16 protein-coding genes and 1 pseudogene are annotated in these 21,194 nt (G+C 74.4%); 8 read left to right on the top strand and 9 right to left on the bottom strand.

The annotated features are described in order from the left end of the window. Positions 1 to 4 precede the first annotated feature (4 nt). The 3 genes from pcaG to pcaD all read left to right on the top strand — a co-directional run bounded on the left by pcaG (position 5) and on the right by pcaD (position 3,111). On the top strand, positions 5 to 610 hold the full coding sequence (gene pcaG / locus ACIBW6_RS00595; protein ID WP_399055002.1) for a protocatechuate 3,4-dioxygenase subunit alpha: 606 nt from the start codon (positions 5 to 7) through the stop codon (positions 608 to 610). After that, positions 607 to 1,917 carry a 3-carboxy-cis,cis-muconate cycloisomerase gene (gene pcaB / locus ACIBW6_RS00590; protein ID WP_399055000.1) on the top strand — a complete coding sequence of 437 codons (1,311 nt, stop codon included), beginning with the start codon at positions 607 to 609 and terminating at the stop codon, positions 1,915 to 1,917. The genes pcaG and pcaB overlap by 4 nt, the downstream gene beginning before the upstream one ends. Before the next feature lie 63 nt (positions 1,918 to 1,980). Next, the gene (gene pcaD / locus ACIBW6_RS00585) at positions 1,981 to 3,111 is read left to right on the top strand and encodes a 3-oxoadipate enol-lactonase (RefSeq protein WP_399054998.1); all 1,131 of its coding nucleotides are present in this window, start codon (positions 1,981 to 1,983) and stop codon (positions 3,109 to 3,111) included. 46 nt (positions 3,112 to 3,157) lie between these two features. On the opposite strand, the gene ACIBW6_RS00580 is transcribed toward pcaD, so the two are convergent. Beyond that, positions 3,158 to 3,757 carry a TetR/AcrR family transcriptional regulator gene (locus ACIBW6_RS00580; protein WP_399054996.1) on the bottom strand — a complete coding sequence of 200 codons (600 nt, stop codon included), beginning with the start codon at positions 3,755 to 3,757 and terminating at the stop codon, positions 3,158 to 3,160. Between the two features lie 138 nt (positions 3,758 to 3,895). On the opposite strand from ACIBW6_RS00580, the gene ACIBW6_RS00575 reads away from it, so the two are divergent. Then, entirely contained in the window at positions 3,896 to 4,837 is a 942-nt protein-coding gene (locus ACIBW6_RS00575; RefSeq protein WP_399054994.1) for an alpha/beta fold hydrolase, read from the top strand. Between the two features lie 46 nt (positions 4,838 to 4,883). Here the strand turns inward: ACIBW6_RS00575 and ACIBW6_RS00570 are convergent, their stop codons facing one another. Next, entirely contained in the window at positions 4,884 to 7,559 is a 2,676-nt protein-coding gene (locus tag ACIBW6_RS00570) for an ATP-binding protein (protein ID WP_399054992.1), read from the bottom strand. Positions 7,560 to 7,822: 263 nt separating this feature from the next. Between ACIBW6_RS00570 and ACIBW6_RS00565 the strand changes: the two genes are divergently transcribed. After that, a complete protein-coding gene (locus ACIBW6_RS00565; protein ID WP_399054990.1) occupies positions 7,823 to 8,896 on the top strand; it encodes a DUF2510 domain-containing protein in 1,074 nt (357 codons plus the stop codon). Between the two features lie 155 nt (positions 8,897 to 9,051). Here the strand turns inward: ACIBW6_RS00565 and ACIBW6_RS00560 are convergent, their stop codons facing one another. Then, on the bottom strand, positions 9,052 to 9,684 hold the full coding sequence (locus ACIBW6_RS00560) for a TetR/AcrR family transcriptional regulator (protein WP_399054988.1): 633 nt from the start codon (positions 9,682 to 9,684) through the stop codon (positions 9,052 to 9,054). A gap of 203 nt (positions 9,685 to 9,887) precedes the next feature. On the opposite strand from ACIBW6_RS00560, the gene ACIBW6_RS00555 reads away from it, so the two are divergent. Together ACIBW6_RS00555 and ACIBW6_RS00550 are read left to right on the top strand one after the other, a co-directional pair. Then, positions 9,888 to 10,877 carry a phosphatase PAP2 family protein gene (locus tag ACIBW6_RS00555; RefSeq protein ID WP_399054986.1) on the top strand — a complete coding sequence of 330 codons (990 nt, stop codon included), beginning with the start codon at positions 9,888 to 9,890 and terminating at the stop codon, positions 10,875 to 10,877. Beyond that, positions 10,874 to 11,785, top strand: a complete 912-nt coding sequence (locus ACIBW6_RS00550) for a DMT family transporter (RefSeq protein WP_399054984.1) — start codon at positions 10,874 to 10,876, stop codon at positions 11,783 to 11,785. The genes ACIBW6_RS00555 and ACIBW6_RS00550 overlap by 4 nt, the downstream gene beginning before the upstream one ends. An 82-nt stretch (positions 11,786 to 11,867) precedes the next feature. Here the strand turns inward: ACIBW6_RS00550 and ACIBW6_RS00545 are convergent, their stop codons facing one another. From ACIBW6_RS00545 to ACIBW6_RS00520, 6 genes and pseudogenes are all read right to left on the bottom strand, one after another. Then, positions 11,868 to 12,806, bottom strand: a complete 939-nt coding sequence (locus ACIBW6_RS00545; RefSeq protein WP_399054982.1) for a phospholipid scramblase-related protein — start codon at positions 12,804 to 12,806, stop codon at positions 11,868 to 11,870. 102 nt (positions 12,807 to 12,908) lie between these two features. Beyond that, entirely contained in the window at positions 12,909 to 14,963 is a 2,055-nt protein-coding gene (locus ACIBW6_RS00540) for a phosphocholine-specific phospholipase C (RefSeq protein WP_399054980.1), read from the bottom strand. A 548-nt stretch (positions 14,964 to 15,511) separates the two neighbouring features. After that, the gene (locus ACIBW6_RS00535; protein WP_399054978.1) at positions 15,512 to 16,966 is read right to left on the bottom strand and encodes a carboxylesterase/lipase family protein; all 1,455 of its coding nucleotides are present in this window, start codon (positions 16,964 to 16,966) and stop codon (positions 15,512 to 15,514) included. A gap of 502 nt (positions 16,967 to 17,468) precedes the next feature. Further along, positions 17,469 to 18,500 (bottom strand): annotated as a pseudogene (locus ACIBW6_RS00530) (hypothetical protein); the annotation flags it as partial. 13 nt (positions 18,501 to 18,513) lie between these two features. Next, positions 18,514 to 18,705 (bottom strand): putative ATP-grasp-modified RiPP, encoded by a 192-nt coding sequence (tgmA, locus tag ACIBW6_RS00525; protein ID WP_356489766.1) that lies wholly within the window; start codon positions 18,703 to 18,705, stop codon positions 18,514 to 18,516. Positions 18,706 to 18,911: 206 nt separating this feature from the next. Continuing rightward, positions 18,912 to 20,261, bottom strand: coding sequence for a 6-phospho-beta-glucosidase (locus ACIBW6_RS00520; protein WP_399054975.1), 1,350 nt, complete (start codon positions 20,259 to 20,261; stop codon positions 18,912 to 18,914). 56 nt (positions 20,262 to 20,317) lie between these two features. Between ACIBW6_RS00520 and ACIBW6_RS00515 the strand changes: the two genes are divergently transcribed. Next, a complete protein-coding gene (locus tag ACIBW6_RS00515; protein WP_399054972.1) occupies positions 20,318 to 21,151 on the top strand; it encodes a hypothetical protein in 834 nt (277 codons plus the stop codon). Positions 21,152 to 21,194 lie beyond the last annotated feature (43 nt).

Raw genomic sequence — 21,194 nt, 5'->3', positions numbered from 1 at the left:
AGCCATGACGAAGATCGACACGAGCCGGCCCGAGACCGTGCTGCCGACCCCCTCGCACACGGTCGGGCCGTTCTACGGGTACGCGCTGCCCTTCCCCGGCGGCGGAGACATCGCACCCGTCGGGCACCCGGACACCGTCGCGGTGCGGGGGTACGTGTACGACGGCGCGGGCGCACCGGTCCCCGACGCGTTCGTCGAGATATGGGGCGCCGACCCGCGGGGCGAGCTGCCGCGGGTCGACGGCTCGATGCGGCGCGATCCGGCGAGCGGCGGCCATCTCGGGCGCAACGGCGTGGAGTTCACCGGGTGGGGCCGCGTCCAGACCGACGCGGACGGCCACTGGTACGTGCGCACGCTGCGGCCCGGCGCGCGCGGCGCGGACGCCCGCTACCTGAGCGTCTGCGTCTTCGCGCGCGGCCTGCTGGTCCACCTCTTCACCCGGATCTACCTGCCGGGCGACGACGCGGCGCTCGCCGCCGACCCGCTCCTCGCGCGCCTGCCGGACGCGCGGCGCGACACACTGGTCGCACGTAAGGAGCCGGGGGGCACGTACCGTTTCGACATCCGCCTTCAGGGCGAGGGCGAGACGGTCTTCCTGGAGTTCACGTGAGCCTGTTCGACCCCGGCAGCGAGGACGCGCCCGCCACGCGCACCACCTCCGAAGCGGCCTTCCTGCAAGCGCTGTTGGACGCGGAGGCGGGGCTGACCCGGGCGCAGGCGGCCCTCGGCCTCGCCCCCGCCCGCGCGGGCGAGGCGGTGACGGCGGCCGCGGTGGCGGGCTCCTTCGATCCGCGCGACCTCGCACGGCGGGCCCGTGCCGGGGGCAACCCGGTGATCCCGCTGGTCGCCGACCTCACGGCGGCCGTCCCGGCCGAGCACGGCCCGTACGTCCACCGGGGCGCGACCAGTCAGGACATCCTCGACACGGCACTGATGCTGATGGCCGCGCGCACCCTGGACGTGATCCTCGCCGAACTCGACTCCTCGGAGCGGACCTTGGCGCGGATCGCCGCCGAGCACCGGGACACGGTGCTGCCCGGCCGCACGCTCACCCAGCACGCCGTGCCGACGACCTTCGGCCTCAAGGCCGCCGGGTGGCGCTCCCTCGTGCTCGACGCCCGGGACCGGCTGCGGGCGGTGCGGGCCCGGCTGCCCGTACAACTGGGCGGCGCGGCAGGCACCTTGGCGGCCTTCGAAACGTACGGTGCCGGAGACCCGCTGCTCCTGGTGACGGCTTACGCCCGCGAACTCGGCCTGGCGGAGCCCGCGTTGCCCTGGCACGTGCTGCGCACGCCGGTGGCGGACCTGGCGGGCGCGCTGGCCTTCACGGCCGGGGCGCTCGGCAAGATCGCCGCCGATGTGGCCACGCTGTCGCGGACCGAGATCGGCGAGGTGGCCGAGGGCACGGGCGGCGGTTCGTCCGCCATGCCGCACAAGGCCAATCCGGTGCGGGCCACGCTGATCGCCGCGGCCGCCCGCCGCGCCCCCGGGCTCGCGGCGACGCTGTACGGCGCCATGGCCGCGGAGGACGAACGGCCCGCCGGGGCCTGGCACGCCGAATGGGCGCCGCTGCGGGAGCTGTTGCGGCTCGTCGGCGGGGCGGCCCGGGACGCCGCCGAGCTGACCGGCGGGCTCGTGGTGCGGGCGGACGCGATGCGCGCGCACCTGGGGCTGACCGGCGGGGCGATCGTCTCGGAGCGGCTGTCGGCGGAACTCGCCGCGGTCCTCGGGCGGGCCCGCGCCACGGAACTGCTCGGCGCGGCGACGCGCCGGGCCGCCGCACAGGGCCGTCCCCTGGCCGACGTACTCGCCGCCGAGCCCGGGCTGTCCGCCCTGGACCTGGCGGGGCTCACCGACCCCGAGCGGTACACCGGGGCGGCGGCCGCCCTGGTGGACCGGGCGCTGTCCCGGCGCTGAGCGGCCCCGCGCCCGTCCCCGAACCCCGGCCGCTCGTCCGGCCGCCTCACCTGGAGCTGTGCCATGCCCCCCTCCCCCGTACTCCAGCACCACGCCGAGGGGCCGACCTCCGCGCCGCCGCTGCTGCTCGGCCCCTCGCTCGGGACGTCCGCGGCGCTCTGGGACCAGGTCGCGCCCGAACTCTCGGCCGGGCACCGCGTCGTGCGGTGGGACCTGCCCGGGCACGGGGGCTCCGACGCGGGGACGATCGGGGCGGGCGCCACCGTGGCGGACCTCGCCGGTCTCGTGCTCGCCCTCGCCGACGAGCTGGGCCTGGACCGCTTCGCGTACGCGGGGGTGTCGCTGGGCGGCGCGGTCGGCCTGCACCTCGCGGTGCACCACCCGCAGCGGCTCGACAGCCTCGCCGTCCTGTGCTCCTCCGCCCACTTCGGCGGCGCGCGGCCCTGGCGCGAGCGGGCCGCGCTCGTCCGCGCCGAGGGGACCGGACGCGTCGCCGAGTCGGCGCCGGAGCGGTGGTTCACGCCCGGCTTCACGGTGCCGCGGCTGGTGCGGGACACCCGCGAGGCGGACCCGGGGGCGTACGCCGCGTGCTGTGACGCGCTCGCCGCCTTCGACCTGCGCGAGCGGCTCGGCGAGATCCGTGTGCCCACGCTGCTGGTCGCCGGGCGCGAGGACCCCGCGACGCCCCCCGCCCACCTGAGGGAGATCGCCGACGCGGTGCCGGGCGCCGAACTGGTCGAGCTGGCGCGCGCCTCGCACCTGGCCGTCGCCGAGCGGCCCGGGGCGGTGCTCGGGGCGCTCCGCGGCCACCTGGGGCAGCATGCCCGCCGCGGGATGCGGGTCCGGCGCGAGGTGCTCGGCGACGCGCACGTGGACCGGGCGCAGAGCCGGCAGACGCCGTTCACGGCCCGGTTCCAGGACTTCATCTCGCGCTACGCGTGGGGCGAGATCTGGACCGACCCGACGCTGTCCCGGCGCGAGCGCAGCATGGTCACCCTCACCGCGCTCGTCGCCCACGGCCACCTCGACGAACTGGCCATGCACGTCCGGGCGGCCCGCCGCAACGGCCTGACCCCCGACGAGATCGGCGCGGTGCTCCAGCAGTGCGCCGTGTACGTGGGCGTACCCGCCGCCAACGCCGCGTTCGGCGTGGCCCAGCGCGTCCTCGCCGAGCTGGGCGACGACGGCGCGTGAGCACGTGCTAGGCGTCGTGGGGCAGACGGGAATTGTCGGACAGACCCTAGCTCCCCCCGCCGGCCCCGGCCAGTGCGTGGGCGAGCGCGTCGGCGGTCACGCCGACGACGGACCGCAGCTGTGCCGGGCTCGCTCCGGCCCTGCTCATGACGGCGAGCGACTGGTTCACGGCCGCCGCGTGTTCGGCGAAGGCCTCGGCGGTGGCGCCGGTCAGACCCCCGGCCTTCAGCGCGGCACGCAGCCGCGCACGCTGGAAGCCGAGCGCCTCCTGGGCGTACGCGGCGGCGGCCGGGCCGAGCACCGGGATCGCCATGACCGACTGGGCGATCAGACAGCCGTCGGGCAGGTCCGGGTCGGCGATCCGCGCGAGAGTGACGTCGAAGAAGGCGCGGACGGCCGCGAGGGGGTGTGCCGCCGCGTCCGCGAGGGCGGTGTCGTACCGCTCGCCGTAGCGCGCGGCGTACCGCTCCAGGCAGCGCAGGAAGAGCCGGTCCTTGTCGCCGAGCGAGGAGTAGATGGAGCTGCGGTTCAGGCCGGTCACCCGGGACAGGTCGTCCAGCGAGGTGTCGGCGTACCCGGCGCGCCAGAACTGGACCATCGCGGCATCGAGCGCCACGTCCATGTCGAACTGCTTCTTGCCTGCCACGTGGCGCCCGTCCTTGCCGGTGTCGGTGGTCCTGACCGGGCCGCTTCCCGGACCCTGTCACCGGGCCATCCTATCTTGAAACGATCGGTCCAAGATGTGTTACGTTGCCGGCCCGGCCCCCACCGCTGGAGGATTCCCGTGACCGACACCCCTGCGACCGCCCCGCGGTCCACCACCGGAGCCAACCCCGTCCCCGGCCTGCCGCTGCACGATCTGGCCGGGTTCACCCACCGCTGGGCCGACGCCGGCGGCGTCCGGCTCCACGCCGTCGAAGGGGGCAGGCCGGACGGTCCTGCCGTCGTCCTGCTCGCCGGGTTCCCGCAGACCTGGCAAGCCTGGCGGGGCGTCATGCCCGCCCTCGCCGACCGGTTCCGCGTCCTCGCGGTCGACCTGCCGGGCCAGGGCCACTCCGAGCGCCCGGACGGCGGCTACGACACCCACACCGTCGCCGCTCGCGTCCACGCCGCCGTCACGGCCCTCGGGGTGCCGTCGTACTGGCTGGCCGCCCATGACGTCGGCGCCTGGGTCGCCTTCTCCCTGGCCCTCACCCACGAGCGCCACCTGCGGGGTCTCGCCCTGCTCGACGCGGGCATCCCCGGCGTCTCGCTTCCGGAGACGATCCCCACGGACCCGGCCCGGGCGTGGAAGACCTGGCACTTCGCGTTCCACCTCGTGCCGGAGCTGCCCGAGACCCTGCTCACCGGGCGCGAGCGCGAGTACGTCCGCTGGTTCCTGGAGACGAAGGCCCTCGCCCCGGGCACGTTCGACGACGCGGACGTGGAGCACTACGCGGCGGCCCTCGCCGCCGACGGCGGGCTGCGCGCCGCCCTCGCCTACTACCGGGACGCCGCCGAGTCGGCGCGCAGGAACCACGCGGCGCTCGCCGAGCGGCGCCTGAGGGTGCCCGTCCTCGGGATCTCCAGCAGCGACGGCTCCGTCCCGGACATGGCGGGCTCGCTCGGCCCGTGGGCCGAGCGCACCACCGCAGTCGTCGTGCCCGACGCCGGGCACTTCATCCCCGACGAGCAGCCCGCGGCCGTCGCCGCCGCCCTGACCGCCTTCTTCACCGGCGACCACTGACGCCCGGCCGGGCCGACCGCCGGAGCCCCCGCCCCTACCGGCGCCGCTACCGCAGCCCGCGTCCCGTCTCCAGGACCTCCCTCGCCCGCGCCACGAGACCGTCCGCGCCGCAGGAACGGGCCAGGGTCAGACCGCGGTTGAGCTCCGCGAGCGAACGGGCCGCCGTGCCGTACTCGACGCGCGCGAGGGCGTGCTCGTACGCGCAGGGCGAGGCTTCGAGGTAGGTGACCGCCTTGGCGTACAGGGTGAGCTGCTTCTGGCCCGTCTCCAGGGCCGCCGCGCACCGCAGTGCCTCGCCGATGGCGGTGTCCGTGCCGAAGCGCTCCGCCTGGGTGCGGGCCTCGGTGACGAGTTCGGCGGCACGGTGCGGGTCGGTGGGGGCGAGGGCGCGAGCCAGGTCGCAGGCCCACGGCGCCATGATCGTGTTGTGTCCGCCGCGGGCCGTGGCGGCCTTGGCTGCGGCCTCCAGCTCGTTGACCCCCTCCTCGACCCGGCCGGTCGCGAGGAGCAGCCGGCCGCGCACCGAGTGGGCGTCGGGCAGCACGATCGTGGAGGGGTAGGGCGGCCCGAACGCGTACCGCTCGGCGATCACCTGGGCCTCGTCGGCCTTGCCGCGGGCCAGCAGGGTCTCGATGAGCATGCACGCCGCGTCCCAGTGCATCGGCAGCCCGCGCCCGACCCGGTCGGCCAGGCGCAGCGACTCGCGCAGGAACGCCTCGGCGTCGGTGAGCCGGCCGCGCCTGCGGTGCACGTAGCCGACGAAGGCGTGCGCGATCGAGAGGTGGCCGCCGCTCCAGCCGGCCGTCTCGTACTCGCGGACGGCCCCGGTGAACAGGGACTCGGCGCGGTCGAGCCGGTCGGCGAAGAGGTAGGCGCTGCCGAGCATGGTGAGGACCTCGAAGCCCCACTCGGAGTCGCGCCAGCCGAGTCCCGGCGCGAGGCGGCCGTTGACCAGGGCGCGGTCGCAGCGCTCGACGACCTCCTCCGCGTTCTCCCCGCGGGTCATCGCGTCGAAGGCGCGCAGGATCAGCAGGGCGCGCTCCGGATTGTCCCGACCACCGAGGTTGTCCGCGATCAACGCCAGGCGCCGGGAGCGGCCCGGGGAGTCCTCCTCGCCCGCGTGGATGCCCTCCCACATGAAGTGGACGGCTTGCAGGCGCAGTCGGGCGGGCCCGGGTTCCAGGAGGTCGGCCTCGGCGTCGATGAGGCGCAGTGCCTCTTCCAGCTGGTCGTTGTGGACGAGGGCCTGGGAGAGTCGGCAGACCGCGTCGACCCGCAGGTCGCCGACCAGGCCCGGCGTGGTGTCGAGCGCGGCGTCCAGGTGCCTGATGGTGGCGGCCGGCGAGGTCAGCAGGGTGGCGCAGCCCAGCTCGTAGTGGAGGTGCGGGCGGACCTCCGGCAGCGGTGGCTCCTGCAGGGCGCGCTCCAGGCAGCGCCGGGCGGCGTCCGGCGCGCCGACGGCGAGGTGTTCGCGGGCGGCGGCCCGCATCTGCTCGACGAGCTCCGGGTCGTCGTCGGGGTGGACTTCGAGCAGGTGCCGGGAGGCCGCCGCGGGCCCGTGCCCGGAGGCGGTGACGGCCCAGGCGGCCTGGCCGTGCATGGCGGTGCGGGTGGCCGGCGGGATCGCGTCGTAGACGGCGGAGGCGATGAGCGGGTGGACGAACTCCAGGTCGCTGCCGGCGCCGTACCCGCCGTCGGTCAGGATGCGGGCGGCGCGCAGCCGCTCGGCGCACCGGCCGGCCTGCTCCGGGTTGAGGCCGGCGAGCAGCGCGGCGAGGCCGGGGTCGATGCGGGTGCCGAGGATGGCGGCGGCCCAGGCGAACTTGGTCGCCTCGATGCCGAGGCCTTCGAGGCGGGCGACGAGGCCGCGGCCGCGCGCCGACTTGTTCAGGGCGCGCAGTTCGGCGGCGGCCTCCTCGTCGGGTCGCAGCTCGCTGTCCTGCACCTTGGCGAGCAACTCGACGGTCTCGTACGGGTTTCCGCCGGTGACCGCCCAGACCTCGCGGCAGAACGGGTCGTCGGCGTGGTCGCCGAGCGTGGCGCGGGTGAGTCCCGCGGTGGCGTCGGGGGTGAGGGCGCGCAGCCGGGCGGTGCCGGGCCGGGCGGCGGCGGCGACCGCCTCCAGGCAGACGGCGGCGGCCTCGCGCTCCGGGTCGCGCTGGGCGACCACGACGAGCACCGGCAGGTCGTCGAGGCGCTCGGCGAAGGCGGCCAGCCACTCCAGGGTCTCCAGGTCGGCCCAGTGCGCGTCGTCGATGAGGATCACCAGCGGCCAGTGCAGGCGGGCGAGGCGGGAGACGGCGGCGACGAGGCCGTCGCGCACGCCCTGCGGGTCGGCCTGGCGTCCGGTGGGCTCGGCTATGCCGAGGGCGGGGCCCGCGATGTCGTACCAGTCGCCGAAGTACTCCCGGATCTCCTCCTCGGAGAGCGCGAGCAGGGCGGGCTGCAGGAGTTGGCGCACGACGTTGAAGGGGACGGAGGTGACCGTCTCGCCGCCGCGGGCCGACCAGACGGTGGCGCGGCCCGCGGCGGTCTCGCGGACCTGGCCGAGCAGCGCGGTCTTGCCGATGCCCGCCTCGCCCTTGTAGACGACGAGGCTCCCGGAGGAGGCGGCATCCGCGCACAGGTCGTCCAAGGCGCTTGCGGCGACGTCCAGTTCGGCGTCGCGCTCCCACAACGGCGGGGCTACGGAGGCGGCGTCGTGGTGCCGGCCCTGACTCATCCCGCGTCCTCCCGGTGACGTCCGCCCCGACCGAGAAGATCGACCGGCGTGCGGTGCTGGTCACGAGAGTAATGGGCCGCGCCGCGCCGTGGTGGGGGGTCTTCACAGCCGAACGGATTTCTCCGCGCCGGGGCGAATCCGGGGCGCGACCCGGCCGGTCTGCCGCCTGCCCCGACCGAGCGGCGGCGGCCCCGCGTAACGATTGCGTGCGGTGGGCGGACCCTCTCATCCCCTTTTCAGGCGCGCCTCATACTGTTCCGTGCATGACGTCGCAGACTCCCGCAGGCTGGTACCCCGACCCCGGCCAGGTCCCCGACGGCCCGCGCACCGAACGCTGGTGGGACGGCGCCCGCTGGACCGACCAGACCCGGCCGGCCACGACCCCGCCGCCGCTTCCCGCCCAGCCGGCCGCGCCGCCGGTCGCCGCGCCGCCGGTCACCGCTCCCGTACCGCAGCCGCCCGCACCGGGGATGTATCCGGCATATGGCAACTACCCGGGCTATCCGGGCCAATTGCCGCCGAAGCCCCGCAACCGCGGGAAGATCGCCCTCGCTGCCGGTGTCGCGCTGGTCGTGCTCGCCGGGATCGTGGGCGGTGTCTACGCGCTGACCGCGGACGACGGCGGCGGAAGCAGCCGGGCCGGTTCCGAGTCGCAGCGGCCCGGGGAGCCGGGACGGCCCGACGGACCGGGCGGCTCCACCGGGGGCGGCGGCGGTGGCGGCGAGTCCCCGGAGTCGCCGCAGTCGCCCAAGGCGCCGCGGGCGCCGCTCGACGAGGGGTACGCCACCGACATCCTGAACGGGGTGGCGCTGCCGGTCCTCGAAGGCTGGACGGGTTCCGACGGCGCGGGCGGCGCCGGGGTGCAGACGGGGACGTACAAGTGCCCCGACGACGTGGAGCAGAGCTGCGTCAAGGGCGGCGCCTCCATCGCGTCCGCGAAGAGCCTGAAGATCGACGGGACGACGGCGGAGGCGGCGGCGGAGCAGGACATCGTCGCCAACGCGAAGGCGTCCTACGGCGGCGAGGTGTACGGCGGCATCGTCCAGCACGACGAGCTGCTCTCCGAGAAGGTCACGGTCGCCGGGCAGCAGGGCTACCGGATCCGCTGGAACGTGGACACCAAGTCGCGGATCGACGCCTGGGTCGAGTCGGTCGTCTTCCCCTCGCCGTCGGACGCCAAGTCGCTCCTCGTCGTCCGGATCGGCGTGGACATACCCCGCACCGCCAAGGAGAAGAAGGCGGGCCCGGACGACACGTCGATCGACAAGCTCGTCAAGGGCATCAAGAAGGCCTCGGTCACCGGCGGCGCCACGGGCGGCGACGGCCAGGACGTCTGAGGGCCCGGCACCGGTCCCGGACACACCTGGGGCCGGGCGGTTCCTCTCCGCTCAAGAGGTACCCGCCCGGCCCGGGGGTGCGCGCCGCCCCCGTCCCCACGGTGCGGCGCGGGCAGACCACCGGCCGGTCATCCCTGCGACCGGTGGCCTCCCGTTCAGGTGGCCCGATCCGTGGCGGTCAGGCCGAGTCCCGGCAGCAGCGCGGCCTCGACGAAGCCGACCAGGTAGTCGGCGTCGGCGTCGCGCCCCTCCAGGACAGGGCGGCTGCGCATCACTCCGAAGAGCTGCGCGGCCAGGTACGGCAGCGCGGGGTGGTCGGCGGCGATCTCGCCGCGGGCCACCGCCCGCTCGATCATCGCGTCGATCGAGGTGAGCTCCGGCTCGATCAACGCCTCCCGTAGCGCGCCCCGCAGCTCGCCGTCCTCGCGCACCGCGTGCCCGAGGGCCTGCATCAGCGCGGTGTCCGGCAGGGACTGCGCCGCCGCGTTCCGCGCGGCCGCCACGAGGTCTCCCGCGAGGCTGCCGGTGTCGGCCGCGGAGAACTTCGTACAGCGTCCGGCCCGCAGCGCGGCGGCCACGAGCTGCGGTTTCGTCCGCCACTGACGGTACAGCGTCGATTTGCTGCAGCACGCCTGGGCCGCCACGCCCTCCATGGTCAGGGCGTCGTACCCGTTCCTGCGCAGCTGGTCGAGGACCGCGTCGTAGAACTCCTGCGCACGCTCGGGAGTGATCTTGGATCGGCGCGAGGCGGTCGGCGCTGTCGCGGTGGCCTGTTCGCGCGTCGTCATGGAATCCACTCCTCGCTATGCGGCTCGTGTCGATGAGATCACATGCGCTATCGATACGCCAGTGTACCGGTACGCCACCGTATCGGTACACTGGCGTATCGATGGATGCGGCACCCAGCGCGTCTCACCGTCGACACCGACGCGTCACCAGCGCACCCAGCACCGCACGCACCACCCAGTCGTCAAGAAAAAGGGGCCGGGGGATGGATTCCCTTACCGAGCCTGCCGAACCGGAGCCGGACAGCCGATCTGCCCGACCGCCCCTGGTCCGCGAGCTCCTCCTCGTCGTAGGACTCTTCCTCGTCTACAAGTTCGGCCGGCAGCTCGCCAACGGCCACACCGCGGAGGCGTTCCGCAACGCCGGTGACGTGTGGCGCGCCGAGCGGGCCGCGCACCTGCCCGGCGAGGGCGCGGTCCAGGGCGTCCTGCTGCACAGCGACACCCTGGTGCACGTCGCGAACACGTACTACGCGACCGTGCACTTCCCGGCCACCCTCGCCCTGCTCCTCTTCCTGTACCTGCGCCGCCCGCGCCACTACGTGTGGACGCGGCGGGTGCTCGCCGTGCTGACCGCCGCCGCGCTGGTGCTGCACCTCGGCTTCCCGCTGGCGCCGCCCCGGATGCTGGCCGCCGCCCACCTCGTCGACACCGCGCAGGTCTTCGGCCCCTCGGTCTACGCGGCGAAGCCCGCGACCGACACGATGGCCAACCAGTTCGCGGCCATGCCCTCGCTCCACTTCGGCTGGGCCCTGATGGTGGCGATCGCCCTGATCGTCGCCACGACCTCGCGCCTGCGCTGGCTCTGGCTGCTGCACCCGCTGTGCACGCTGCTGGTGATCGTCGGCACCGCGAACCACTACTGGCTCGACACCCTCGTCGCCGCGGCGCTGCTCGGACTCGCCCTCGCGGTGATCCGGATGCCGCGGACCGTCGGCGGTCCCGCCGCGCTCCGCCGCCACCTGCTGCCCGCCCCGGCGGCCACCGGCGCACCGGCCGCCGTGCGGGCGCACGGCACGCTGGAGCCCGCGCCCTGGCGGCCCGCCGCCGCCTTCCGTACGCCGCCGGACTCGCTCTCCGCCTCGGACGTCCTGGCCCGGATGCCGATCCGGATCCCGCTGCACGTCTCCCCGACACCGGGCTCGACGTCGGCGGCGACCGCTCCACACCTCGTCTCCGCCGGGGCCCCGCGATGAGCGCCACGCTGTTCGCCGTCGCGCTCTCGCTCGTCTCCGCGGTCGCCTACGCCGCGGCGGCGGTGGCCCAGGAACGGCTCGCGGCCCGCACCGCGGACGCCGGCCCGGGCTTGTTCCGGCTGCTCGGCACCGGCTCCTGGTGGTGGTCGGTCGTCCTGAACGCCGGGGCCGCGCTGCTGCACGTCGCCGCGCTCAAGTACGGGCCGCTCACCCTGGTGCAGCCGCTCGGCGCGCTCACGCTCGTCGCCGCCGTGCCGCTCGGCGCCAGGATCGCCGGACGGCACGTCACGGCCGTCGAGTGGCGCGGCACCGCCCTGACCCTCGCGGGTCTGGGCGCGCTGCTCGTCACGGCGTCGGGGCCCGCCCCCGACGACACGCTCTCGCTGCCCGAGGCGCTCGCGGTGGCGGGCGCCACGGCGGCGCTCATCGGCGCGCTGTCCCGGCGCGGCGCGAAGCCGGGGCTGCGGCACGCGACCGCCTCCGGGCTCGCCTCGGGCGTCGCCTCCGCGCTCACCCAGACGGTCACCGTCGCGGCGACGGACCGCTCGGGTCCGCTGCTCGCCCCGCAGGTCATCGTGGTGGCGCTGCTGGTCGCGGCGTTCGCCGCGGGCGGCCTCCTGCTGGCCCAGACCGCCTACCGCGGCGGGCTCGGCGCACCGCTGGCGATGGTGACCCTGGCGAACCCGGTGGCCGCGGCCGTCATCGGCCTGTCCCTGCTCGGCGAGCGGCTCCAGGGCGGCGCGGCCGGGTGGGCCCTCGCCGCCGCCGGAGCGGTGCTGGCCGCGCGCGGGGTCGTCCTGCTGACCCGTACCCCGGCACCGGCCGGTGATCCCGGGGCCACCGTGGTGACGCTGCCGGCGATCCCGGCGCAGCCGGAGCCCGAACCGCTACGGCTGCGCGCGTCCTGACGCGGCCGGCGGCGTGGGCGCGTCTCGTCCGTGCACCGCGCCGCGCCCGTGAGCCACGGGCCGGCCGTGACGGCGGACCGGCTCAGCCGAAGCCGCGGGAGTCCTGCTTCAGGGCGGTGTCCACCGTCAGGGCCGTCGCCACGACGAGGCTGAGCAGCGGCTCGGGCAGCTGGAAGTGGATCTGCAGGACGTAGTTGTCCGCGGTCGTGAACATCGTCTTGGCGAGGCCCTCCCACGTCTTCGTGACGCGGGCGACCTCCTGGTCCGCGTGGTCGACGATCGCGAAGTTCCAGGCCCGCCAGTTCTCCGCCTTGATCGCGCCGACCTGTTGGCCGTTGACGTTCATCGCGAAGTTGATCTTGCCGATCATGTTCTGCTGGACGATCTCACCGACCGGGGAGCCGTCGGGGCGCTCGACGACGACCCGCGACTTCATGATCTTCGCAGGGCGGGTGAGGACCAGCTGCGGCTGCCCGTACGCGTCGCGGATCTCCAGCTTGTGCGTCATGAACTGGTCGACGCTGGAGACGAACCGCAGCGCCTTCTTCAGGCTGCTCTGGCCGATCTCGGTGACCGAGCCCAGCAGGGTGCCGTTCTGGTCCATGACGCTGTACTCATTGGTCAGCTCGATCAGCTTGGCCTTCTGGTTCACGACCAGGACCGGCTCGGTGAAGAGCGTGCCGCCGCCCTGTCCGGCCCCCGCGACCCCGGCCTGCTGCTGCACCTGGCGCTGGACGCGGCCCGCGTCGGCGTGCTGCTGCGCCTGCGCGCCGTACGGCTGCTGTGCCTGCTGCGGCTGCCCGCCGAAAGGCTGCTGCGCCTGCGCGCCGTACGGCTGCTGCTGGGGCTGCGGGGCCTGCTGGGGCACCTGCGCGGCGGGCGCCTGGGCCTGCGGCGCCGGGGCCGCTCCCTGCGCGTGCGTGTGGTCGGTCCACTGGGCACCGTCCCACCACCGCAGCGTCTGGGCAGCGCCCTGGGGGTCCGGGTACCAACCAGCAGGGGTGTTCGATTGCGTCGTCACCGGGGCACACTATCGCGCCGTTCCGGGAACCGGTCCGGGCCGACGGGTGTGACGTACGCCCCTCCCGCCCCCGGGGTGGCGGGGGCGGGAGGGACGCCCGGGTCAGGCGGTGGCGAGGGCCGGGTCGCTCACCCCGGCCTGCCCGTTCTCGACGTGTCCGGCCAGGCGCCGCAGATAGCCGGCGTTGCCCTCGACGACGATCTTCAGGTCGTACCAGCGCTTCGTGGCGCGCAGGTCGACGGTCTGCTGGGAGGTGGCTCCGGCGCGGACCGTGTACGTCTGCCCCTGGCCGCCGTAGGCGTTGGTGACGGTGAGGTGCACGTCGGCCGTGGTCGGGTTCTTCAGGGTCAGCTTCAGGTTCCCGGTGGTCCCGTCGTGGCGGGCGGTCACCTCCGGCTCCGCGACCTTGTTGTTGCCCTTGAAGGCGCGCAGGAAGCCGTTCGGGCCGTGGACTGTCAGGTCGTACTTGCCGCCGGAGTACACCGAGTTCCAGCTGTCGGAGAGCGACGCGGCGGGCCCGGCCGTGTAGGTCCACGGGCCGTCGGAGCGGCTCTGGGAGCGCACCTGGAAGGCCGCGCCCTTCTTGTCGCCGCCGCTGAACGTCAGCTTGTACTTGCCGGTCGCGAGGTCCTGCGCCCCGTCGACGTAGGGCGCGTACGCGAGCGGGCGGCTGGGCCGGGAGCCCCTCTCCTGCTTGGGCAGCGCGCCCTGTGCGGGCGGCTTGGGCACGTAGCTGCTGTGCCGGTCGCGGTCCGGCGGCTCGTACCCGGCGGTGTCCGGCAGCCGTGCCGGGTCGGTGACCGTGAGGGAGAAGTCGAAGGCGGAGGTCAGGTCGCCGCAGATGGCCCGGCGCCACGGGGAGATGTTGGTCTCCCGCACGCCGAACCGGTTCTCCATGAAGCGGATGATCGAGGTGTGGTCGAAGGTCTCCGAGCACACGTATCCGCCGGTCGACCAGGGCGAGACCACGAGCATGGGTACCCGCTGGCCGAGCCCGTAGGGGCCTGCGGCGCGGCTGCCGCCCGGGTAGTAGTCGAGCTTGGTGTCGACCGTCGACAGGCCCTGGTTGGCGGAGGCGGGCGGGTAGGGCGGCACGACGTGGTCGAAGTAGCCGTCGTTCTCGTCGTACGTGATGAACAGGGCCGTCCTGCTCCACACTTCCGGGTTCGAGGTGAGGGCGTCGAGCACCTGCGCGATGTACCAGGCACCGTAGTTCGCGGGCCAGTTCGGGTGCTCGGAGAACGCCTCGGGCGCCGCGATCCAGGAGACCTTCGGCAGCTTCCCGGCCTTCACGTCGGCCTTGAGGAGGTCGAAGTACCCGTCGCCCGCCTTGGCGTTCGTGCCGGTGCGGGCCTTCTCGTAGAGGGCGTCGCCGGGCTTGGCGTTGCGGTAGTTGTTGAAGTAGAGCAGCGAGTTGTCGCCGTAGTTGCCGCGGTAGGCGTCGTCGATCCAGCCCCAGCCGCCGGCCGCGTCGAGCCCGTCGCCGATGTCCTGGTACACCTTCCAGGAGACACCCGCCTTCTCCAGGCGTTCGGCGTACGTGGTCCAGCCGTACCCCGCCTCCTCGTTGCCGAGGACGGGGCCGCCGCCGGTGCCGTCGTTCCCGACGTGCCCGGTGAGCATGTAGTACCGGTTCGGATCGGTCGCGCCGATGAACGAGCAGTGGTAGTCGTCGCAGACCGTGAACTTGTCGGCGAGCGCGTAGTGGAAGGGGATGTCCTGCCGGGTGAGGTGGGCCATGGTGCCGGTGCCCTTGGCGGCGATCCAGTTGTCGTACTTACCGCCGTTGAAGGCGCTGTGGCCGCCCGCCCAGTCGTGGTCGAGCCCGGCAATGAACTGCATGCCGAGGTCGTCGGCGTCCGGGTGGTACGGCAGCGTCTCCTTGCCCAGGCTCGACTGGTGCCAGACCGGCTTGCCGCTGGGCAGCGTCACCGGGCGGGGGTCGCCGAAGCCGCGGACGCCCTTCATCGACCCGAAGTAGTGGTCGAAGGAACGGTTCTCCTGCATGAGCACGACGATGTGCTCGATGTCCTTGACGGTGCCGCTGCGGCGGGCCGCGGGGATCGCCGCGGCGCGGTCGATGGAGCCGGACAGCGCCGTGAAGGCGGCGGTGCCGCCGGCGATCTGGAGGAAGCGGCGCCGATTGAATTCGGTCATGGGTGGGGGGATCTCCTGTTGCCTCGGGGATGGTCCGTCCGCGATGAGGGGCAACGGGGAGTTTTCACAACGACAGGGGGTGAGGGAAAGGGGAGGGAAGTGACAGGTGCGCAAAATGTGCGCGGCGGGGGTGCGACGTGGGGGCAGGGGGTGGGGGTGCCGGGGCGTGTGGTGCGGGGGGGTGCGGCTATGCCGGGGGTGTCCCGGCGGGCCTGCGGCTCGGGCATGTCATGCGGGGAGCCGCCGGGCCGGGGGTGCGGCCCAGTAACCCCGCGGCTCGGGCATGTCATGCGGGGAGCCGCCGGGCCGGGGGTGCGGCCCAGTAGCCCCGCGGCTCGGGCATGTCATGCGGGGAGCCGCCGGGCCGGGGGTGCGGCCCAGTGGCCCCGCGGCTCGGGCGTGTCATGCGGGGAGCCGCCGGGCCGGGGGTGCGGCCCAGTGGCCCCGCGGCTCGGGCGTGTCATGCGGGAGGCCGCACCCCCGCGCCCCGGGCGTGGCACGGGAGGCCGCGCCCAGTGGTCCTGGGACCCGGCTCCCCGTGCGCTCGGTCAGCGCACGCCCTCCCAGAGTTTGCGTTCCGTCGCGCGCGGGTCGGGCTCCGGGCGGCAGGCGTCCGCGTCGAACACCATCGTCGTGCGGTCGCCCGCCGGGTCGTACGCGGGCCAGCCCGGGTCGCCGGTCTCCGCGAACGCCACCCACGCGGCGTGCACGGTCCGCGCCAGGTCGCGCGGCGCCCGCTCGCCCGCCATCGGGACGTAGTCGGGGTCGTCGAGCAGGTCGAAGACGAAGCCGAGTTCCAGGGCGTGGCAGGCCCCGAGGCCGCCGTCGAACTGCGGGGAGCGCCAGGCGAACTCGTAGAGGTACGTGCCCGGCACCGACTCGGCCAGCCGGACGGCCGGAATGCGCCAGAACCAGTCGGTGACGAGCGCGTCCAGCAGCTCCCCGGGGCTCGCGCCGGGGCGGGCCGCCCGGTAACCGTCGAGGTCGGCGCCGAAGGCCTCGGCGCCGCGCTGGAGCCGCCGCTCCGAGATGGTGTCGAAGCGCCCGGCCGGCACCATGTAGAGCCGGTTCTCCTCCTGGTTGGAGCCGGCCAGCAGGTCGACGCCGAGTTCCGGGCCGGGCAGCCGCAGCTCCTCGGCGACCGGTTCGAAGACCATGCCGTTGAGCGCCGCCTCGCCCCACTCCGCCGGGTCGGGCCTGCGCGCGAAATCGGCCCGCAACTGCGCTTGCCCCTCGATGAGTTCGGGCAGCGGGACGGCCGCGAAGGCCTCGGCCGTGTGCGCCACGCCCAGCTGCCGCGCGAACCGTTCGCCGATGCGGCGCGCCGTGTCCGGCCGGACGAAGTGATGGCACGCGCCGCTCTGCAGCACCGCCCGCCGGAACAGGCCCCGGGCGCCCGGCTCCGCCAGCAGCTGCCCGATCGCCACGCCACCCGCCGACTCGCCGAACACGGTGACCCGGTCCGGGTCGCCGCCGAACGCCTCGATGTTGTCGCGCACCCAGGTCAGAGCGGCGATCTGGTCGAGCAGGCCGCGGTTGTCCGGAGCGCCCGGCAGATGCAGGAACCCGTCCGTGCCCAGGCGGTAGTTGACACCGACGAAGACCACGCCGTCACGGGCGAAGGTGTGGCCGCGGTAGCCGGAGGAGTTCGCGGAGCCGTTCGAGAAGGCGCCGCCGTGCAGCCACACCATCACCGGCAGGCCCGCGCCCGGGCCCGGCTCCGGGGTCCAGATGTTGAGGTTCAGGCACTCCTCGCCCGGCATGGAGGTGTCCGGGATGAGAGCGTCGAAGGGCGGCGCGTACGGGGCCTTGGGCGCGGTCGGCCCGTACCCGGTGGCATCCCGCACACCGGTCCAGGGTTCGGCGGGGGCGGGCGCGGCGAACCGGCGCGGCCCGAACGGCGCGGCGGCGTACGGCACTCCGAGGAACGCGGCGACGCCGTGCTCCGTGCTGCCGCGCACGGCGCCCTGGCGGGTGGTGCACTCGGGGGCTGCGTCGGTCATGCGGGCTCCTTCGGCCGGGATCGAGCGGGGCGGGGCGAGGCGCGGTGCCGCGCCCGTCCGCCGCGGTGCGCCGGGTGCCCGTACTCCACTCCGGGCACCCCACCCGCGTACTGTCTCACCGGCCCCCGCCCGAAGATCAAGGGCACATCGGCTCGCCCTCTCCCGTACCTCCGTCGGCGGCCTCAACATCGGTCACGGGCGACGGGCCCGCGGCCGTGTCGGCGCCGCTCGTGAGCGACGAGCCCGCGGCCATCTCGGCGCCGGCCGTCCTAGAGGGACCGGCGGCCGTCTCGACATCGGCCGTGGGCGACGGCCCCACGGCCGTCTCGGCATCGCTCGTAAGCGACGGGCCCGCGGCCGTCTCGGTGCCGGCCGCCCTGGAGGGACCGGCAGCCGTCTCGGCGTCGGCCGCGTGCGGCGGGCCGGCCGGGTCCGGTAACTCCCCCGCGGATTCCGTCGCCCCGGCCGCCCCAGCCGGACCCGCTCCTGGCGCGCCTACGAGGCCGGTCACGTGCGGCGCGGCCGTCGCGCCGAGGGGCTCTCCCGCGAGCCACTCCGCCACGGCGCGGCCGATGGGCTGCCCGGTCTCGATCTCCACGAAGCCGAACTGACCGGACTGGTTGCACTCCAGGAACCACCAGATCCCGTCGCTGTCCTCGGCGAAGTCGAAGGCGCCGTACGCCAGGCCGGACCTGGACAGGTAGGCAAGGACGGCGTCGGCGACGCGGCGTGGCACGCCGACCGGACGCCAGGGGCCCGCGTCGGGATCGAAACGGACGTCGACCACACCGCCCACACCGCCCACGCCACCCGGGCCGCCCGCACCGGCCGCGTCGACCGCGTCCGGGGCGCCGCCCGTGCCGGGCGCGCCGCTCGCCGCGCGGGCCGCGAAGAGCCGCTCGCCGACGCAGGTCAGGCGGATGTCGGCGACCTTGCGCACCCGGCGCTGGAGCAGCGTGGGGCCGTGCGCGACGTCGCGGTAGTCCTCGTCGGGCCGCACCCGGGTCGTCGGCACGGCGAGCGTCCCGTCGCCGGGGTGCGCGCCGGACACCGGCTTGACGACGAGGTCGGGATAGCGCTCGGCGAAGGCGCGCGCGACCCGGGGGAAGGTGGTGATGAGCGTGGCCGGCACGGGCAGGCCGCACTCCCGGGCCAGCCACAGCTGCCAGGGCTTGTGGCGGGCCTGACGGGCCGCGTCGGGATGGTTCATCCACCGCGCACCGGTGCAGCGCAGCATGCCGTACAGGGCCTGCGAGGCCTCCTCGGTGAGCCAGGCCGACGCGGCGTCGGCGTGCGCGGCCGGCACGCCGGGTCTGCGCACCCAGATGGAGCGCAGCCCGCCCATGCTGACCATCCGCCCGCCCACGGAGAGGTGGCCCTCGAAGACACCGTGCGCGTACTCCCCCGACACGTCGACCCCGCCGGGCAGTCCGGCCGGGTCGAGCCGCAGGACGGGGATTCCCCGGGCGTTCAATTCGACGACCGCCATGTCGGCCGTCACATCCTGATCACTCGTCAGGATCAGCACCGTCATTTCGCGCGGCCGCTCAGTCGTCGAAATGGGTTTTGGAGCCCGCGGTCGACGTGGTGGCCGCGCATTCTCGCAACACTGCGTAGTCGCGCGCGGCCACTCCGCCGTCGGGCAGCACGTTCAATTGCAGTGCGGAGTCGTATGTGTACACCGCGCTGACCTCAGCCTCTCGCGTGGGGCGAGCGTAGTTCAGTGCGAACGGTCGCATGAGTACTCCTAGTTGGGGGGCCCACCAAGTCAAGCGCATGGTGACTCTCCGGCGTCACCGTCCTGAGGAATTTCTCAGATTCTCTCTGTAGAACGCATCACACTGGCGGAGGAGTTGCTTCCGCCACGGGGAGTGAGGACACGACGTCACGAACGCGAAAGGGCGGCCTTCGGGCCGCCCTTTCCCACTACCGTCTTTACAAGCCTTTACACGTCCTTACGCCAGCCTCCACGGAAGAGGTCGGCGAGCCCGGGGTGCGCGCTGGTGTAGCCCTCGACCAGACGGCCGGCGACCGCCACGGAGTCCACGAGCGGGTGCAGCGCGAACGCCTTCACGGCGGTGGCCCGCGAGCCCGACTCGGCCGCGGCGAGCACCTCGCGCTCCACGGCCTTGACCGCGGTGACCAGCCCGGTGGCGTGCAGGGGCAGCGGGTCGACGGCGACGGGATGCGCGCCGTTCGCGTCCACCAGGCAGGGCACCTCGATGACGGCGTCCTCGTCCAGGGCGGCGAGGGTGCGGCGGTTGCGGACGTTGAGGATGAGCGTGGCGCGTTCGTCGCGGGCGATGGCCCGCATCAGGGCGAGCGCCACCTTCTCGTAGCCGCCGGACTCCTCCAGATCGGCGGCGTCCCGGTCACCGGCGCCGGAGGCCTCGCGGTTGTCGGCCATGTACGTGGCCTCGCGCTCGGCGCGGGTGCGGTCCCAGGCCCCGTAGGAGGGATCCGCGTAGAAGGCGGACTGCTGCGCGGCGAGGAAGGCGCCGCGGGTGCGCTCGGCCTCGCGGTAGGCGCGGACGGTCTCGCGGTTGAAGTAGTAGTAGTGCAGGTACTCGTTGGGGATCGCGCCGAGCGAGCGCAGCCAGTCCGTGCCGAAGAGACGGCCCTCCTCGAAGGAGCCGAGCAGTTCCTCGTCGCCGAGCAGCCGGGGCAGTTCGTCCCGGCCGCCGACCCGCAGGCCGCGCAGCCAGCCGAGGTGGTTGAGGCCGACGTAGTCGATCCACGCGTCGGCCGGGTCCGCGCCGAGCACCCGGGCGACGCGGCGGCCGAGGCCGACGGGCGAGTCGCAGATGCCGATGACGCGGTCGCCCAGGTGCCGGGACATGGCCTCGGTGACCAGGCCCGCCGGGTTGGTGAAGTTGATGACCCAGGCGTCGGGCGCCACCGCCTTGACGCGGTGCGCGATGTGCACGGCGACGGGCACGGTCCGCAGCCCGTACGCGATGCCGCCCGCGCCGACCGTCTCCTGGCCCAGCACGCCCTCGGCCAGGGCGACCCGTTCGTCCGCGGCGCGGCCCGCGAGACCGCCGACGCGGATCGCGGAGAAGACGAAGTCGGCGCCGCGCAGCGCCTCGTCGAGGTCGGCCGTCGCGCGCACGGCGGGCGCGTCGGGCACGCCGGTGGCTTGTTCCGCCAGTACTCCGGTGATCGCTTTGAGCCGGTCCGTGTCGACATCGTGCAGCGTGACCTCGGTGACCCGGCCTGGCGCGTGGTCGGCGAGGAGCGCTCCGTACACCAGGGGCACCCGGAATCCGCCACCGCCGAGAATCGTCAGCCTCATGGCGCGATCGTAGGGCAGCCTGGTCCCCGACCCGATCTTCGACCGGCGGAGGCCCCATGAACCGGCGCACGAGACGCCAGCTGCTCACCACGACCGCACTGACGGGTGCGCTCGTCCTCGGCGCGGGCACCGCGTCGGCGACGGCGGCGCCCGCCTGGATCGAGACCGGCACGACGACGGTGAACTCGCTGACCGGCGGCCAGGGTCTGGCGAGCCGCGCCGACGGCTCCCTGGTGACCCGGGGGCTCGCGTCGGTGCCGCTGGCCCTGCGCATAGCCGGCTGGTCGCACGTCGGGGACCCGGACGTGGCGGGCGGCTACACCTTCGACGCGTACCAGGGCGGGGACACCACCACGAAGAAGATGTTCGCGGCGACGGGCCCGGACGGGAAGCGCACGACGTACGAACACACCCTCGATCAGGGCGAGTTGCTGAACAACTCGTTCGCCTCGGTGTCGCCTGACGGGCAGTGGCTGGTCTCCGGCGAGTGGGGCGCGATGAACCGCTTGCAGGTGTTCCCCACCCCGGTGCTGAACGCCGCCGCGCCCGCCCCGGGCGCCAACCTCCCGCAGGCCGGGCAGATCACGCTGGACCGGGGCGTCGAGTCCATCCAGGGCTGCGACTTCACCGACGCCACGCATCTGCTGTGCTCGTCCGACGACGCCGCCAAGGAGGTCCTGGAGGTCGCCCTCGACCGCCCGTTGGACGGGAAGCCGGTCACGGGCCACGTCACGACCGCGTTCGCCATCCCGCAGCGCAGCATCTGCTCGGGCTCCTTCGAGGCGGAGGGCATCGACTACGACGCCGCGCGCGGCACCCTGCGCGTCGCGGTGGTGCCGCCGTCGCCGTGCCTGGTGGCGACGACGGTGATCGCGTTCCGGGGGGCCTGAAACCCGAGGTTCGGGGGCGGCGGGGCGTAGGGGTGCGGGTGCG

It is taken from the genome of Streptomyces sp. NPDC049813, from assembly GCF_044465085.1.
Classification (GTDB): Bacteria; Actinomycetota; Actinomycetes; order Streptomycetales; family Streptomycetaceae; genus Streptomyces.
This window is presented reverse-complemented; position numbering and strand designations above follow the sequence as displayed.